A 16594-nucleotide genomic window follows, 5' to 3' on the forward strand; every position below is an offset into this window, starting at 1 on the left:
CAACGTTTACCGGCCTTTGCGCCTAATGCCTGAGGGCGTATGAGTGTAAAGCCAGACTATCGGTTGTGGTTTGCAGAACAGTACCTTTTCAAATAAAAGATAATTACAAACAGATTGCTTTCCCGAGAAATCGGGACAGGCTGTACCTAGGAATGACAAATAAATAAACAGATTGCTTCGTATCTCGCCATGACAAACGAAAGAGATTGTTTCAATAAAACTCTGAATTATCTTAACCTTTTACGCAATTTGTTTTGTTACGTTAATAGCACTGTTTAGTGCAGTTAATAGCGCATCTCTGTAATTAATGAAACTGTCTTGGCGATCAGCTTCTTCACTTAGTTTTAATTGTCGTTTAACCAATTTTACTTGTTGTAATTCGTTTTCGTAGAGGTTGGTAAATGCCTCCGGATTTTTGTTTTTTAATATTCTTATAGAATGAGAATATTGCTCAAATATATCTGTGATGATGGTGAGACTTTTGTCATCGTAATTTGTTAAAGCACTAATCTTTGTCGATAGTTTTTCAAGCTTTCCTCTTTCTTTTGCGTAACCCATATTGGGGCGAAGATACAGTTTTCGGGGGTCATTTATTTCGCTATTGGCGTAAAGCTTATGATTAGGCTTTAATGAAAGCCATACTTTGGCGTTTGCAATATATTAGCTTCCTAATTATTTATAGGTAATTCTTGCTTTGGAGCTTTGTATAACCGTTTTGCAAGACTGTTGTTTATTTAACCACAGAGAGCACAAAGTTCACAGAGCTAGATTTATAGATCTTGATTGATATTCCCTACATTGACGCTCTGCATAGCAACTTTGCTAAGACACAATCTTAATTGGAATAGTGAATTTAACTATTCCCTACATTGACGCTTTACATATCGGCTTTGCAAAGACACCAACACAATTGGAATAGTGAATTTGACTCAAACCAAAGAAGTAGCCAGACAAACCAAAGTACACCGTTTAAATCCCGCCTTGGCGATTGCGGGTAGCATTGAAGAAATATTTGTAGAACCTTTGTAGCAATTGGCGCCTGCCTGCCGGCAGGCAGGCAGCGGCGGCGTTTTGGTCCTTTTGCGCTGAAGCATCCTGCGTAAGCATGCTTGAGGGCAATTAAAACAATATAAACTTGCGAAAAAAGGACTAGGCAAACCGCGGCTATGAGCGGCGAGAATTTGAATTGAAGTACTGTTTATCAATTAAGCTACTTAAGCCCAAACCCACAAGCCTCTCCGTCCCTAATGGCGGGACATGCCTAGTTCCTTTTTTCTTGATAAAAAAGTAACCAAAAAATCAAGGCTTGATGAATATTTGATCAGTAAGCCTCAATAAATCTTTAACCGCCTGCCTGCCGGCAGGCAGGCAAACCGAAGCCGTGGGAACGTCAGTGGATTAACAAAGTTTATGCAACACTCGTCGGTTTGCTGAGGTTCTTCTTTTATGTAAGTTTCTACAAAAGATTTATTGGCCTTCCTTTCCAAATTTTCAAAGGCCATCCTTGCTTTGTTGCTCTGCTGTATTGCTTTGCAAAGGCATAAACTCCATTGGAATAGTGAATTTCAAAATTAACTTCAGAACATCTAGCACAAACCATTCATAACCGTTTAAATCCCGCCTTGGCATTAGCGGTTGTGATGAAGAGGTTAAAGAAGAAACTTTGTAGCTAATGGCGCAGCGGCGGCGTTTTGGTCCTTTTGCGCTGAAGCAAAAGGACTAGGCAAACCGCGGCTATGAGCGGCGAGAATATGAATTGAAATACTAAATTTAATTGAAACTGCAATTGATCACTCTGTATTGTGCAAAATGAAATAGTATTTCCTTACTTAAATAAGTTTATATGATGCTAAAGCGAAACAAGGAAGATTTTTTTTAATCAGTTGGCTAAAGCCAAACTGCAATTGATCACTATATATTGTGTAAAATGAAAATTGCATTGCCTCTCTTAAATAAGTTTATAATGATGCTAAAGCGAAACAAGGAAGATTTTTTTTAATCAGTTGGCTAAAGCCAAACTGCAATTGATTACTCTGTATAGTGCAAAATGAAATAGTGTTTCCCTTCTTTAATAAGTTTATAATGATGCTAAAGCGAAACAAGGAAGATTTTTTTTAATCAGTTGGCTAAAGCCAAACTGCAATTGATCACGCTGTATAGTGTAAAATGAAATAGTGTTTCCCTTCTTTAATAAGTTTATATGATGCTAAAGCGAAACAAGGAAGATTTTTTTTAATCAGTTGGCTAAAGCCAAACTGCAATTGATCACTATATATTGTGTAAAATGAAAATAGTATTTCCTCTTTTAAATAAGTTTATAATGATGCTAAAGCGAAACAAGGAAGATTTTTTTATTCAGATGGCTAAAGCCAAACTGCAATTGATCACTCTGTATAGTGTAAAATGAAATAGTATTTCCTTACTTAAATAAGTTTATAATGATGCTAAAGCGAAACAAGGAAGATTTTTTTTAATCAGTTGGCTAAAGCCAAACTGCAATTGATTACTCTGTATAGTGTAAAATGAAATTGTATTTCCTTACTTAAATAAGTTTAGATGATGCTAAAGCGAAACAAGGAAGATTTTTTTTATTCAGTTGGCTAAAGCCAAACTGCAATTGATCACTCTTATATTATGTAAAATGAAATAGTATTTCCTCCTTTAAATAAGTTTAGATGATACTAAAGCCAAACTGCAATTGATTACTCTGTATAGCGCAAAATGAAATAGTGTTAATTGCTTTGCTTTTAAGCAACTGATAAAAAGATAAATATTCAATTGGCTTTAGCCACATAAAATTCTTCTAACAGCATGATGCCATCATTACAAAATAAATCAGCTTAAAAATTATAATTCCACTATTTTCGCAGCATGATTACTTCTTTTGAAGCTTCGCTGGAGCAACTATCAGTACATAAAGCCGGAAACAAATCTCAGGACGATTATTTTGTTTTGTCTGATGCACCTTTAACCCTTCATGATGAATTGTTGAATAACCTGTTGATGCAATATTTCTTAAAGCCTTTTGAGAAAGTGAATGAAGTGTATCGATTTATGCACTCTGGTAATGATTTAGCATTAAATGAGGTTTATCATTATGCAAAGAAATGCTTCGAAAACACTAATAATTTTCATGATTTAAGTCAGCAGTTAACCCGCCATTTATATGATGTATCTACACATCCTAAAATTAAATCGGGAGAAGTGTATGTGGTGTTGTTTAACGATGTGCAAATAGAAGGGGAGTTACACCAGGCATTAGGAATTTTTAAATCAGAAACTAAAGAAACTTATTTAAAGGTTTATCCAGATGCTGGAGGCTTTAACCTGAGTTATGAGCAAGAAGCCATTAACATTCAAAAGCTAGATAAAGGCTGTTTAATTATCAATACCGAAAGTGAAGAAGGTTATAAAGTGGTGGTGATTGACCAAACCAATAAAACTCAAGATGCTGCCGTATATTGGAAAGACGATTTTTTAAAGCTAAAAATTAGAAACGACAGTTTTAACCAAACCAATAACGTTTTAGGGCTATACAAAAACTTTGTGAATGAGAAGATTGATGAAGATTTTACCATTTCTAAGCCTGATAAAATAGATTTACTCAACAAATCTATGAAGTACTTTAAGGAGAAGGAAAAGTTTGATTTTGATGAGTTTTCTAATGAGGTAATTGGGAATGAAACGGCTTCAAATTCTTTTAAATCTATGGTTCAAAATTACGAGCAGGAGTTTGAAACGCCTTTAAGCAATGGTTTTGATATTTCTAACCAAGCGGTAAAAAAGCAAAACAGCAATTATAAAACGGTATTGAAACTGGATAAAAACTTCCATGTTTATATTCACGGTGATCGTAAACTAATGGAAGAGGGGTTTGATGCAGAAAAAGGAATGAAGTATTATACTTTGTTTTTTAAAGAGGAGAGTTAGTTTTTGGTTGATGGGATGATAGTCAATAGTCAATGGATGCAACAAAAAAAGCCCCGATTTTATTAAATCGGGGCTTTTTTGTATTTGGAGAATGAATTAGTTAGCTAAATTCACTGTACCTACATTAGTTACTGTACCTGTTGTTACATTAACATCTGTTAATGTTTTGTTGATGTAAGGTGCTGATGTTTCAAAATTGATTTTGTAAGAACCAGTTGCCATTCCGTTAAAATAGAATTTACCAGTGGCATCTATTATTGTTCCAACGGTATCTAAACCGTTTATAGCATAGATTTTTGGAGCAGATAATAAAGGACTAACAGTACCAACAATTGCACCTGAAACTGCGTTTGGAATAGCTCTAATTACTGGTTTTAAAATGTATTTACCATTGCCAGTTTGTACTATAGATTTTGCAGCATCAAAGTCTAAAATAAGCGTGTAAGCTACACCGTCTAATAAATCTTCCTGAACTTTTAATTTTACACCAGAAGTTTGCCCACTTGGCGTAGTTAAATCATAAGTTATACCATCTACTACAATTTTGTTTCCGGTAGCTTCTAACACCAATCTTACTTCTTTTAACGTTCCTGAGGAAATGTTTTGAGAAGCAATTAATGTATCTCTACCATTTCTAAATTTAAGAATGTCGAAAGGTTTTGCCTCCACATCTAAAATAGAAGAACCTTCAGAAGTGATTACATTAATTTCTTTAATGTTTAATATAATCGCATCGTAATCGCCTGGTGCATCTGTAATTTTCACATTCATTTGTGTAGTACCAGATTTGCTTTTTTCACAAGCTGTAAAGCCTATTGAAATTGCCAATAATGAGAATAAGATTATTTTTTTCATGATTATATATATTTTTAACCCATTAATCTATAACTGTGCCAAAACATAAAATACCTTATTTAAGGATGTTTAAAGGCTGTTTTTGAAATAAAAATGAGATTTAGAAATACAGACCTATTTCTTTTTATCAAGAATAATTGAATACTTGGTTATACAGATGATTGATTTTGATTAGCCAGGTGTGTGATTTAGATATTGCTTTTAGAAACTATTTTGCAACATTAAAATAAGAAACTGTTAAGGCATCTTTTAGCATATCTTCTCTAACTTTTTCAAGTTCAATAACGGTCCATCCTTGCTTTCCCCATTTGTTTGCAACCGGATAAATTATTGATTGGTCAAAAGAAGAAAAAACAGATTGATCAATTTCAGATAGTTTTAAAACAGCTTGTTTGCGAGAGACATCCAAGGTGGCAAATATTTTTTTCTTCACTCTAAAAGACGCTTTTTCAAAGTGAGGCTCCTCGGTAGCGTCTTTAAATGATAAAGCTAATTGCCTAAATGTTTCTAAACTTACCATTGTGATGTGTTTTTTTGGAGATTAAAAACTCAGCTGTGTAGAAAGGCGTTTAAATATAAATTCCACCAATCTTTTATTGATTTCTGATTTATGGAGGATGTAGAAATTGAGTTCATCGGAAGTAAAATGCCCAATCACCATTCCGTATAGTAGTTTTTTTAAAGCCTGATCTGTTTTTAGCGCTTCATGTAATAAGGAGTTTTTAATAGTTTGGTCTCTGCCTTCAAAATTTTTGTACTTGGTTTGAAGGAAATCCTTACAGATGGCTAACAAAGCATCGTTTTGTAATTTTAAAACCTGCCTTAAGGTATGGTTTTGAAAATGTTCCATAGGTTCATTAGTTAAATCTTCTACAGTAATTTGGGGTCTTATGCTTTGGAGTTGTGTATCGCGGTTCATTGGCTTCTTTTTTTAAACAACAATCATTCTCTTGGTGAGTTTTTGAAAACGATAAAAAAGTAACACACTGGCGGTAAACAGACCTAAACACAAGCCATACCAAATGCCGCTCACACCATAATCTAGCTTTATGCCTAAAAAATAACCAACAGGTAAACCCACCAACCAATAAGATACAAAGGTGATGAGCGTTGGGATATTTACATCGCCAAGGCCACGCAGTATGCCTAAACCTACTACTTGTGCGCCATCAAATAACTGAAATATAGCTGCTATTAACAGTAAGCCGGCTGCAATTTGTATTACTGCCGCATCTTTAGAATAAAACATGGGCAAGTATTGGTGAAATGCAATAAATAGTACTGCCGTTACACTCATAAAAATTAAAACAATATGGTAACTGCTAATGGCTGATAAACGCAAATAAATGAAGTTGTTTTTCCCGAAACTATTTCCAGATTGTATGGTGGCGGCAGCCGAAACTCCGCTGGCCATCATATAAGTGGTAGCCGCTAAATTAATAGCTACTTGGTGGGCAGCTTGTTCAACTGCCCCAATAGTGCCAATTAAAATGGCTGCGGCACTAAACGTACTAATTTCAAAAGTATATTGTAAAGCGGTAGGAGCGCCCAGTTTAAAAATTCTTTTAAGGTAATGTTTTGATAAATGTTTGTGTGTGAAATTTCTTAGGTAACCTTTAAAATGTTTGGACTTAAAAATATAAATAACCATTACTACGGCCATTAAGCTTCGGTCTATCAGGGTACTGTAACCCACGCCAACCACACCCATGGGCTGGATGCCAAACATTCCTTTTACAAAAATAATTCCGAGAACAATATTGATGACGTTTCCCCATATAGAAATCATCATGGCTTGTTTGGTGAAACCTAAGCCTTCTGCAAATTGTTTAAAAGTAAGAAACACCATTAATGGAATGATAGAAAAGCCTAATAATTCCATGTAAGGTTTAGATTGTACAACCACTTCTGGCGATTGATTCATGTGATCCATTGCGAAAACAGAACCAAAATAAATAAGACCGTACAGCAGGAAACCAAAAATAACGTTGAGCAGCAAGCTGTTGGTTAACAAGCGGCCACATTCTGCTTGGTTGTTTCTGCCGTTTTCTTGTGCAATAAGAGGAGTGAGGCCATAAGAAATCCCAATACCTATTACCATAACTACCATAAATATACTGTTCACTAAAGAAACTGCCGCCAGCGGAATGGTGCCAGCAAATTGCCCTACAATCACACTATCAGCGGTATGTACCAAAGTATGCCCTAATTGTGAAATCACAACAGGTATGGCTAAGGTTAAATTTTCTTTATAATAAGGTTTAAACTTCTGATAAATTGGCTTTAACATAATATTGAGGTCGCCGTTAACTGGCGGTGTAAAATTCTTCTTTTTCGGTAGTATGCACCCTAACCACTCCTGCTAATACCATAGTTACTAAAATTCTGGAAGCTCTTCTTCTAGAAAGATTGAGCAAAGCTGCATATTCTTTAAGCGTAATTCTATCGTTTTGTTCTAAATATTCTAATAAAGCTTTTTCTTTGGAGGAGTACTCTATTAAAACACCATCTTGTTGATGTTCTCTTTTTAAAACATCTACCACTATTTTGCTGGCCAGCACACTTTTATCTTTTACTCTAATGTAAACCCACCATTTTTGGTCATCAGCTAAGGCATAGTGAGGTTTCATGTCGCTTTCTGGAATATCAACTACCAAAACCATTTTATCGTCTATGTAAATTTCTTCAAACGTAGGCTCTAACATGGGTTTGGCAAAAAAGGTGGCTGCTTTTTCTATCATGTATTTTTCTTCGTCCTCAGATTTTACACCTTTAATAGTGCCATCATCTGCAACGCCAATAAAAAGCTTTCCACCTTTGTTGTTAGCAAAGGAAACCATGGTTTTGGCTATTTTTTCGCAAGAGGTAATGGTTTTTTTGAAATCTAAATTTACCCCTTCACCTTGCCAAATCATTTGTTTTACCTGATAAGCTTTTAGTCTGTTCATGCTTTACGGAGTGTTAGCGTAAGGCGTAAATATTTGCATAAATCTATCTGGTTGACTTAAAGAGTCGAAACCAAATTTTTTATACAATTCATGGGCATCAGCGGTAGCTAATAACCATCTTTTGAGGTCTTTAAAATCGGCGTAAGCCAAAATAGTTTGAACTAACCATTTAGATAAGCCTTGTTTCCGGTAAGCCGGGATAATAAAAACGTCAGCCAAATATGCAAAAGTGCTTTTATCACTTATTACTCGGGCAAAGCCTATTTGTTGCTGCTCATGATAAATGCCAAAACAAACAGACTCTTGAATAGCCATTTGTAGCTTTTCTTTTGAAATTCCTTTGGCCCAATAAGATTGATGATTTAAAAAGTTAAAGATAAAATCAAAGTCTAATAAGGATTTATCAGTACTAATTAAAAAGCCCTTGGCTAAATAAGATGCATCATTTATAAATACTTTTGCTTTCATTTAATAGGCCACGGTATGTTGTTCTCCATGGAAAAGATTTCTAATATATACTTCGTTTATGGCGGTTGCGCAAAGTATGCCCTCGGCATCAAATAAGTCTATTTTATAAGTTTTTATGAATTTTCCTATTTTTATTAAAGCAACTTCAGCTTCGGCAATATCTTCATCACTGATCTCAATTTTGAAGTAAAGATTGCCTCTACCGGGTTTTAAATATTGAATGCTGGCACTTTTTAGCCATACTCTACTTTTAAAACCTCGTAAGCTTAAAACTTGATCAAATAATATGGCATAAAATGGATCGGTAGCGCTAAAAATTGTTCCACCAAAAATAGATTTGTTGAAATTGATGTTTAAAATGCTTTTGTTGATTTTAACTTCTACAGTTTTAAAATCGGTTCCAAATTTAACCACCCAAATTCTTTGAAAAAATAAAGGAGGATAAAATCTTAATGCCCATTTAAGGGTTTTAGCAGAAACATTCATGTTAGGCTAAATATCCTAATTAATAAGCTTAAGAAAAAACAATTTATGATAAATGACGAAATATTGAAGAGGGAATAGATTGTTTAGGATTGGAATGGGGGATAAATACTAAATACAACAAAACAAAAACGGAACCAGTATAAACCGATTCCGTTTGATGTAGTTTTTATACATTTTAACATGTATTATTATCTACAATCTCACTTGCTGTAATAATGGAATTACTTCCTTCTTGCAGTAGCTGATACAAATATAAGGCTAATTTAAAGCCTGTATATAGGATTGTAATCAGCTTTACTCATGATTCTGGTTTTCTATTATATCCTAAAAATTTATAGAATTTGTAATTAAAAAAAGCTGTTTAAAACAAAAAACGGAACCAGTCTAACTGATTCCGTTTTGATTGTAGTTTAATGAACTTTTACATTCATTATATTCTACTCATCTCACTCACTGCTATCTTTCATTTCTTCCTTGCGGTAGTTTTTTAAAGTAGTATTGTGAACTTTTACGTCCAGTATCATCTACTTATCTAACTCGCTGCAATCGTAGAAACGCTTTCTTGCGGTGGTTACAACAAATATACGTTCAGCAAAGGTGTGTAGAAGCTAAGCATAATCAAACTCACAAATGATTGTCATCATCTAATATATAAATTACCACATTTTAGCTAAAATCTCTTCATATTCTTTTTCTCCTAACGGATAAACAGAGCCGGTTACTTTATTCAGTTTAAAATTAGAGATGATCTTTTCCTGATCATTTATATGAATATCAGCCTGGTTTAAACGTATTGGAGTTTCAATTTGGGTGAAAAATGCTTCTAATTGAGTAATAAAAATATTTGCTGCTAAAACTTCATCAGTTTCTTGTATTTCAAAAACATGTTTTGCTAAAAAAGCCAGTTTAGCATTTATTTGAGGTTGATGTTGTTTTAACCAAGCCGGATAAACAATAGATAAACCTGCACCATGCGGAATATCATATAATACACTTAAAGTATGTTCTAAACCATGTACGCCCCAATCTCCCGAATTTTTTCCGGCTTTTAAAGTTCCGTTTAAAGCATTAGTAGCCAGCCACATAATTTGAGAGCGGTATTCAAAATTCTCAGGATCTTTCCTAATTTTTAAACCATAATCAATAGCCAGTTTAATAACAGATGCAGTATACAAATCTGATAAAGGCGCATCACCTTTTCCAAAAAATTGCTCTAAGGAATGAGAAATTAAATCGGCAACACCATAAGCCGTATAATTAAGCGGAACAGTTTGCGTAAAAGTAGGATCCAAAAAAGAAACTTTAGGAAACAAACAAGGGGCGCTATATCCTTTCTTCATTCCAGAAACCGTGTCTTGCAGTACCGTTGCCGAGTTCATTTCAGTACCAGTTGCAGCAAGGGTCAAAATATTTAAGAGCGGAAGTGCTTTTGTTGGTCGGGGTGCTTTTTGTAAATAAAAATCCCAAACAGAATGATCAGCGTAAAAGCCCATTGCAACAGCTTTGGCGGTATCAATTACAGATCCCCCACCAATAGCCACAATTAAATCTACCTTATTTTCTTTGGCTAATTCAATAGCTTCTTCTGCATCCTGGTAAAGTGGATTAGATTTTACACCTTCAAAAGTTACATGTTCTAAGCCACTAATGTTCATTAAAGAAAGCACCCTCGCGTACAAACCACTTTTTTTAACAGAACCTTGTCCTATAATAATAATGCATTTTTTACCATATACACTAGCCTCTGTACAAAGTTGATCTATTACATCTTTACCAAATAAAATTTTAGTCGGATTATAGTATTGAAAATTTTCCATCAACATCTAAACTACAAAAACTTTAAAATGTTTAATGTTTTAATGTTTAATAAGCTCATTTCAGTAAAAAAAAATCAACAAAGTACCATTGAATATTAATTTGGGGGTTTTAACACGCTATTCGTTACAATCTTTTGCTCCAAAAAAGCAAAAGCCTGCTTGCCGGTCAGGAAGGGATTTTCACTGCTATCGTTAACCCAATTTTAAAGAAGGATAAACTTATAGTAAACTAAGTTTATCAACCATAAATAAATCGGGTATCAAAACTTTCTCAAAAAAAAACTGTTATAGCCTCAATATCGTTTATCATTTTAAAACCATTAAAAAATAAAACATGAAAAAAAATTTCTTAAAATCTTTTGCAGTAGTTGCAATTTTAGGTTTAACTCTTACTGCTTGTAACTCTAACAAACAAGCTGAAGCTGATGCAGATTCTATGGCTGTAGATAGCATGTCAATGGTTGATTCAGCTGCTACTGAAGAAGGCGTATTGGTTGGTGGAGCCATGATGGTTACATCAAAAAATATTGTTGAAAACGCATTAGGATCTGCAGATCATACTACTTTAGTTGCTGCCGTAAAAGCCGCTGATTTAGTAGAAACTTTAAGTGGAACAGGTCCATTCACAGTTTTTGCACCAACCAACGAAGCTTTCACTGCATTACCAGCCGGAACGGTTGATAATTTATTGAAGCCAGAAATGAAAGGCGATTTAGCTAAAGTATTAACTTACCATGTAGTAGCTGGAGCTGTTAAAGCTGCAGATTTGCAAGACGGTATGGAATTAACAACTGTACAAGGTGGAAAGCTTAAAGTAACCATTAAAGACGGTGTAGTAATGATTAACAATGCAAAAGTAACCATCGCAGATGCAGTATCTAGCAATGGTGTAACTCACGTTATTGATGCAGTGTTATTACCAAAATAGGTAAAAGTATTTTCTTTTTTGATTAATTAAAAAAGCGTTTCGAAATTTTTCGAGACGCTTTTTTTTTGTGCTATAAATTGTAATTTCATACCTCAATTATAAGTAACCAATTTTATGAAAGTAAGCAGTAATAAGAATGTTATTTTATTAATTATAGTAGCCTCTTTAGGCTATTTTGTTGATATCTATGATTTAGTACTGTTTTCTGTGATTAGGGTGCAAAGTTTAAAATCTATTGGTGTTCCAGAAGATCAACTTTTAAGTGTTGGCGTAAAATTAATAAATGCGCAAATGATAGGGATGTTGGTTGGAGGAATTATTTGGGGCATTATGGGCGATAAATTGGGTCGTTTAAAAGTCTTATTTGGCTCCATATTAATGTATTCTTTAGCCAACATTGTAAATGGTTTTGTAACTGATGTAAATAGTTATGCAATTATCAGGTTTATTGCAGGAGTGGGGCTTGCTGGTGAGTTAGGTGCTGGAATTACCTTGGTGGCAGAAAGTATGACTAAAGAAAAAAGAGGTTATGGCACCATGTTGGTGGCAGCAATAGGCTTATTAGGAGCCGTTTTGGCGGGTTGGGTTGGCGAGCGATTTCAATGGCAAACCGCTTATTTTATTGGAGGCGCCATGGGTATTGTTTTATTATTATTAAGATTAGGGGTAATGGAATCTGGAATGTACATCAACATAACAGATTCAAATGTTTCTAGGGGGAATTTCTTTATGCTTTTTAATAAATGGAGCCGATTTAAAAAGTACATCAATTGTACTTTAATTGCATTGCCGGTTTGGTTTGTAGTGGGTGTTCTCATCACTTTTGCTCCAGAGTTTGGAAAAGCCATGGGAGCTACAGACCCCTTAAGTGCAGGCAAAGGAATTTTATACACTTATATAGGTATCTCACTTGGAGATTTGCTCACCGGATTTTTGAGTCAAATTTTTAAAACTAGAAAAAAGATAGTCGTCGTTTTCTTATTTGCAACCTTAATTAGCATATTAATATTTTTATTCTCTAAAGGAATTAGTGCCACCACTTATCATTGGATTTGTGTTCTTTTAGGCGTTTCTACCGGATTCTGGGTAATTTTTGTTACCATTGCAGCCGAGCAATTTGGCACTAACTTAAGGTCTACCGTTACTACAACTGTTCCTAATTTTATTAGAGGCTCTGTTGTTTTAGTAACTTTAAGTTTCGAATGGCTTAAAACACCGTTCGGTATCATAAATGCAGCGTTAATTGTAGGTTTTACCACACTTCTAATTGCATTTTTTGCAGTATATAATTTAGAAGAAACTTATGGTAAAGATTTAGATTACATAGAGAATTAAATACATGAAATACCTCAAGCATCATCAGCTTGTATTAAGGTTTGTTTATCAACATTTAAGCAGAAATCAATTCCTTATCCTTTCGGGCATTTTGGTAGGGCTATCAGCCGGATTTGCCGCCATTATATTAAAATACTCCGTACACAAAATCCATTTACTTATAGGTCATCAATTAGAAATCTTCAATTATCCATATCTCAATCTTTTTTTACCCCTAGTCGGAATTTTAATTACTGTTTGGGTAGTAACCGTTTTTTTAAAAGGTAAAGATGGAAGAGGAGTGTCTAATATTTTACAAGATATTTCTCAAAGATCTGGCGTAATTCCTAAATACAAAATGTATGCACAACTCCTTACTAGCGCAATTACAGTAGGTTTTGGAGGGTCTTCTGGTTTAGAAGGACCTATTGCTGTAACAGGAGGCGCCATTGGATCTAACTTTGCCAGAACTTATCGCCTCAGTTATAAAGAAAGAATTTTATTATTAGGCTGTGGTTCTGCAGCGGGCATTGCAGCAGTATTTAACGCACCTATTACCGGGGTTATGTTTGCAGTTGAGGTGATACTGGTTGGCGTTGTTTTCTCTGATTTTATTCCTCTAATTATAGCTGCTGTAAGTGGGGCTTTACTATCCAAAATCATTTTAGATGATGATATTTTGTTTGATTTTAAAAACCTACAAGAGTTTGATCATAGAAACGTTCCATATTACCTTCTTTTAGGTGTTTTTAGCGGCTTGGTATCTGTTTATTATGCAAGAGCAACCCATAAAGTAGAGTATTTTTTCACCAAAAAATTAAAATGGAATAATTATTCTAAAGCGCTATTTGGAGGATTAATTATTGCCTTACTCTGTTTTGTATTTCCGCCTCTTTTTGGCGAAGGCTATGGAAGTGTAAAACTATTAGCATCTGGAAATCCTCAAAACATACTAAAAGGAAGCTTTTTCAACCTTAATGGTTATAATGATTGGATGCTTATTTTATTTGTAGGCTTAATATTTCTTACCAAAGTATTCGCAACCTCTATTACCTTAGCCAGCGGTGGAAGTGGAGGAAACTTTGCGCCAGCCCTGTTTACAGGAGCTTTTATGGGGTTTTTCTTTTCCAATCTGATCAATAAACTTGATTTTATTAATTTACCCGTTAATAATTTTATTTTGGTAGGCATGTGCGGCATACTCAGCGGAGTAATGTATGCACCCTTAACAGGTATTTTTTTAATTGCCGAAGTTACCGGAGGTTATGAATTAATGATTCCGTTAATGATTGTTGCAACGGTTTCTTTTGCCATTGCCAAAGTGTTTGAACCCTACGCCATGGATGTGAAACATTTAATGGCGGGTAAAAAAATATTTACTGAAGATTATGATCAGAATATTTTAACCATGATCAAACCTCACGAGATTTTAAATACAGAGTATGATATAATTTATGAAAATAATTCTTTTGCCGATTTATTAACGGTTTTAAAAAAATCTACTAAAAACATTATTGTTTGCAAAAATGAACAAGAAGAATATGTAGGTTTTATTCTATTTAACCAAGTTAGAAAGTTGTTGTTTAATCCAGAAATGCATCAACATACCAATATTAAAGAGCTCATTTCTACCACTACCTATAGAGTAGAAATTCACCAATCAATAGATTTAATTTTAAATAAATTTGAAGAATCAGATTTATGGTATTTGCCAGCCTTTGATAATGATGATTTTGTGGGTTTTATTTCTAAAACACAATTACTATCTGCCTATAGAAACAAATTAAAATTAACTTTAAGCTGATGCTCGATAAAAATACAATAGCACAGGATTACAAGAAAATCCAAGAAAATATAGTTAACAGTTTAACTGCTTTAGATGGAGGAGCTTTATTTGAAGAAGAAAACTGGGAGCGCCCAGGCGGCGGCGGTGGCAGAAGCAAAGTATTATTAAACGGTGCCTTAATAGAAAAAGGCGGTGTTAACTTTTCTGCTGTATATGGCAAACTACCCGATGCGGTTAAAAAAGCTTTTAAAACAGATCAGGAAGAGTTTTTTGCAACCGGAGTGTCTATAGTTTTACATCCTCACAATCCTTGGGTGCCTATTATTCACATGAATATCAGGTACTTTGAAATGCAGGCAGAACATGAAACCCTGCAATGGTTTGGTGGTGGAATAGACGTTACGCCGCATTATGTAATTCCAAAACAAGCTCAAGCATTTCATCAACATTTAAAAGGGGTATGTGATCAATCCCATGTTAATTTTTACCCTAAGTTCAAAAAATGGGCCGACGATTATTTCTTTATCAAACATAGAAATGAAACCCGAGGTATTGGAGGTATTTTTTATGATAGGCTTACGCCGATGAATACTGAATTAAACTGGCAGCAATTATTTGATTTTTCTAAAGCGGTGGGAAATTCATTTGTTCCTATTTATACGCAATTAGCCAATGCAAACAGAGAGAAACACTTTACATTAGATGAAAAACAATGGCAATTACAACGCCGTAGCCGTTATGCCGAGTTTAATTTGGTGTATGATTCTGGGACAAAATTTGGCTTAGAAACCGATGGTAGAATAGAATCTATATTAATGAGTATGCCACCAGTTGCATCTTGGGTTTATGATTATAAAGCTCAACCCAATAGTTTAGAAGAAGAAACGTTAAACTGGTTAAAAAAAGGTGTAGATTGGGTTTAGATTATATATTGGCTAAATTTATAAAATACTATAACATCAAAATTAAAGATGGAACAAGATATACGTTGGGAGCAAAGATTTTCTAATTACAAAAAGGCATTATACAAATTAGATGAAGCTGTTGATTATATCAAACTTCATGTTATCAACATGCCTAAAGATTTAGAAAACACCAATTTAGTATTAGATGAAATTATAAGAGAAGGCCTTATTCAACGCTTTGAATATACACATGAGTTAGCATGGAATGTAATGAAGGATTACGCCGAATACCAAGGAAATACCAATATTACAGGTTCTAGAGATGCTAGTAGAGAGGCTTTTTTAATGAATTTAGTAAAAGACGGTGAGGTTTGGATGGACATGATTAAAAGCAGAAATAAAACTTCACATACTTATAACGAGGTTACAGCATCAGAAATTTTTCAAAATATTATAGATCATTATCATACTGCTTTTCACCAGTTCCAATTAAAGATGGAAACGCTACTTTCTGGTGCTCAAACAAAATTGTTTTAAAAATATGTTTGGTTTAAAAGAAGAAGATATTGAGGCTATTCAGCAAATTTTTTCTAAAAATGAAAAAATAGAAGAAGTGATATTATATGGTTCAAGAGCAAAGGGGAATTATAAAACATCATCTGATATAGATTTAACTATAGTAACAGATGAACTTACACTTCAAGAATTGCAGAAAATTGAAGGTGAAATTGATGATTTATTACTCCCTTATCAATTAGACTTGTCTATTTTTAAGCAAATTTCTAATCCCGATTTAATAGATCATATTAAAAGAGTGGGAGTTCCTTTTTATCGAAAAGATAAAATCTCTTACTGAATGATAGATGTTGAAATTCAACTCAAATTTTGTTCCCTTCAACAATCTTGTTTTGCCTACATTACTCTTAATTTATTAATAATTGTATGAATACGTTTGATTTGGATTTGAATTAACAGGAAGAACCTTTGTACCTAAGCCCGATTGAAGCGATATGCGAAATGCAATGGAGCATTTAGTGAAAAGCGGGGGCTAAAGAAATTATATTTTACTGACATTCGCTTTCAAAAAAAGAAAAAATTAGACCAATTTATAGCAACGAAAATTTTAACTAAAGAAGATACCAATTACAGCGATTTTA

16 protein-coding genes are annotated in these 16594 nt (G+C 34.0%); 7 read left to right on the top strand and 9 right to left on the bottom strand.

Translation table 11 applies throughout. The features are described 5' to 3' along the window. Nucleotides 1-240: 240 nt before the first annotated feature. A complete protein-coding gene (locus FA046_RS09100) occupies nucleotides 241-558 on the bottom strand; it encodes a hypothetical protein (protein ID WP_136826099.1) in 318 nt (105 codons plus the stop codon). Nucleotides 559-2871: 2313 nt separating this feature from the next. On the opposite strand from FA046_RS09100, the gene FA046_RS09105 reads away from it, so the two are divergent. Next, complete coding sequence (locus tag FA046_RS09105; RefSeq protein ID WP_136826100.1) at nucleotides 2872-3930, top strand: nucleoid-associated protein; 1059 nt, start codon at nucleotides 2872-2874, stop codon at nucleotides 3928-3930. Nucleotides 3931-4026: 96 nt separating this feature from the next. On the opposite strand, the gene FA046_RS09110 is transcribed toward FA046_RS09105, so the two are convergent. From FA046_RS09110 to FA046_RS09145, 8 genes are all read right to left on the bottom strand, one after another. Then, complete coding sequence (locus FA046_RS09110) at nucleotides 4027-4785, bottom strand: DUF4382 domain-containing protein (protein WP_136826101.1); 759 nt, start codon at nucleotides 4783-4785, stop codon at nucleotides 4027-4029. Nucleotides 4786-4993: 208 nt separating this feature from the next. Continuing rightward, complete coding sequence (locus FA046_RS09115; protein WP_136826102.1) at nucleotides 4994-5305, bottom strand: MmcQ/YjbR family DNA-binding protein; 312 nt, start codon at nucleotides 5303-5305, stop codon at nucleotides 4994-4996. Between the two features lie 21 nt (nucleotides 5306-5326). Next, complete coding sequence (locus tag FA046_RS09120; RefSeq protein WP_136826103.1) at nucleotides 5327-5704, bottom strand: hypothetical protein; 378 nt, start codon at nucleotides 5702-5704, stop codon at nucleotides 5327-5329. Nucleotides 5705-5716: 12 nt separating this feature from the next. Further along, complete coding sequence (locus tag FA046_RS09125) at nucleotides 5717-7075, bottom strand: MATE family efflux transporter (RefSeq protein WP_136826104.1); 1359 nt, start codon at nucleotides 7073-7075, stop codon at nucleotides 5717-5719. A 16-nt stretch (nucleotides 7076-7091) separates the two neighbouring features. Continuing rightward, on the bottom strand, nucleotides 7092-7733 hold the full coding sequence (locus FA046_RS09130; RefSeq protein ID WP_136826105.1) for an RNA-binding domain-containing protein: 642 nt from the start codon (nucleotides 7731-7733) through the stop codon (nucleotides 7092-7094). A 3-nt stretch (nucleotides 7734-7736) separates the two neighbouring features. After that, nucleotides 7737-8201, bottom strand: coding sequence for a GNAT family N-acetyltransferase (locus tag FA046_RS09135; RefSeq protein WP_136826106.1), 465 nt, complete (start codon nucleotides 8199-8201; stop codon nucleotides 7737-7739). Then, nucleotides 8202-8687, bottom strand: coding sequence for a PaaI family thioesterase (locus FA046_RS09140; protein WP_136826107.1), 486 nt, complete (start codon nucleotides 8685-8687; stop codon nucleotides 8202-8204). Nucleotides 8688-9343: 656 nt separating this feature from the next. Continuing rightward, nucleotides 9344-10504 (bottom strand): iron-containing alcohol dehydrogenase, encoded by a 1161-nt coding sequence (locus tag FA046_RS09145; protein ID WP_169303343.1) that lies wholly within the window; start codon nucleotides 10502-10504, stop codon nucleotides 9344-9346. Nucleotides 10505-10838: 334 nt separating this feature from the next. On the opposite strand from FA046_RS09145, the gene FA046_RS09150 reads away from it, so the two are divergent. The 6 genes from FA046_RS09150 to FA046_RS09175 all read left to right on the top strand — a co-directional run bounded on the left by FA046_RS09150 (nucleotide 10839) and on the right by FA046_RS09175 (nucleotide 16293). Next, nucleotides 10839-11432, top strand: coding sequence for a fasciclin domain-containing protein (locus tag FA046_RS09150; protein WP_136826109.1), 594 nt, complete (start codon nucleotides 10839-10841; stop codon nucleotides 11430-11432). Nucleotides 11433-11546: 114 nt separating this feature from the next. Next, complete coding sequence (locus tag FA046_RS09155) at nucleotides 11547-12767, top strand: MFS transporter (protein ID WP_136826110.1); 1221 nt, start codon at nucleotides 11547-11549, stop codon at nucleotides 12765-12767. Nucleotides 12768-12771: 4 nt separating this feature from the next. Then, nucleotides 12772-14550 (top strand): chloride channel protein, encoded by a 1779-nt coding sequence (locus tag FA046_RS09160; RefSeq protein WP_136826111.1) that lies wholly within the window; start codon nucleotides 12772-12774, stop codon nucleotides 14548-14550. Further along, nucleotides 14550-15455: an oxygen-dependent coproporphyrinogen oxidase gene (gene hemF, locus FA046_RS09165; RefSeq protein ID WP_136826112.1), complete on the top strand. Its 906-nt coding sequence runs from the start codon at nucleotides 14550-14552 to the stop codon at nucleotides 15453-15455. The genes FA046_RS09160 and hemF overlap by 1 nt, the downstream gene beginning before the upstream one ends. Nucleotides 15456-15503: 48 nt before the next feature. Continuing rightward, nucleotides 15504-15974, top strand: coding sequence for a nucleotidyltransferase substrate binding protein (locus FA046_RS09170; RefSeq protein WP_136826113.1), 471 nt, complete (start codon nucleotides 15504-15506; stop codon nucleotides 15972-15974). Between the two features lie 4 nt (nucleotides 15975-15978). Further along, nucleotides 15979-16293, top strand: coding sequence for a nucleotidyltransferase domain-containing protein (locus FA046_RS09175; RefSeq protein WP_136826114.1), 315 nt, complete (start codon nucleotides 15979-15981; stop codon nucleotides 16291-16293). Nucleotides 16294-16594 lie beyond the last annotated feature (301 nt).

It is taken from the genome of Pedobacter cryophilus (assembly GCF_005116455.1).
Taxonomy (GTDB): Bacteria; Bacteroidota; Bacteroidia; order Sphingobacteriales; family Sphingobacteriaceae; genus Pseudopedobacter; species Pseudopedobacter cryophilum.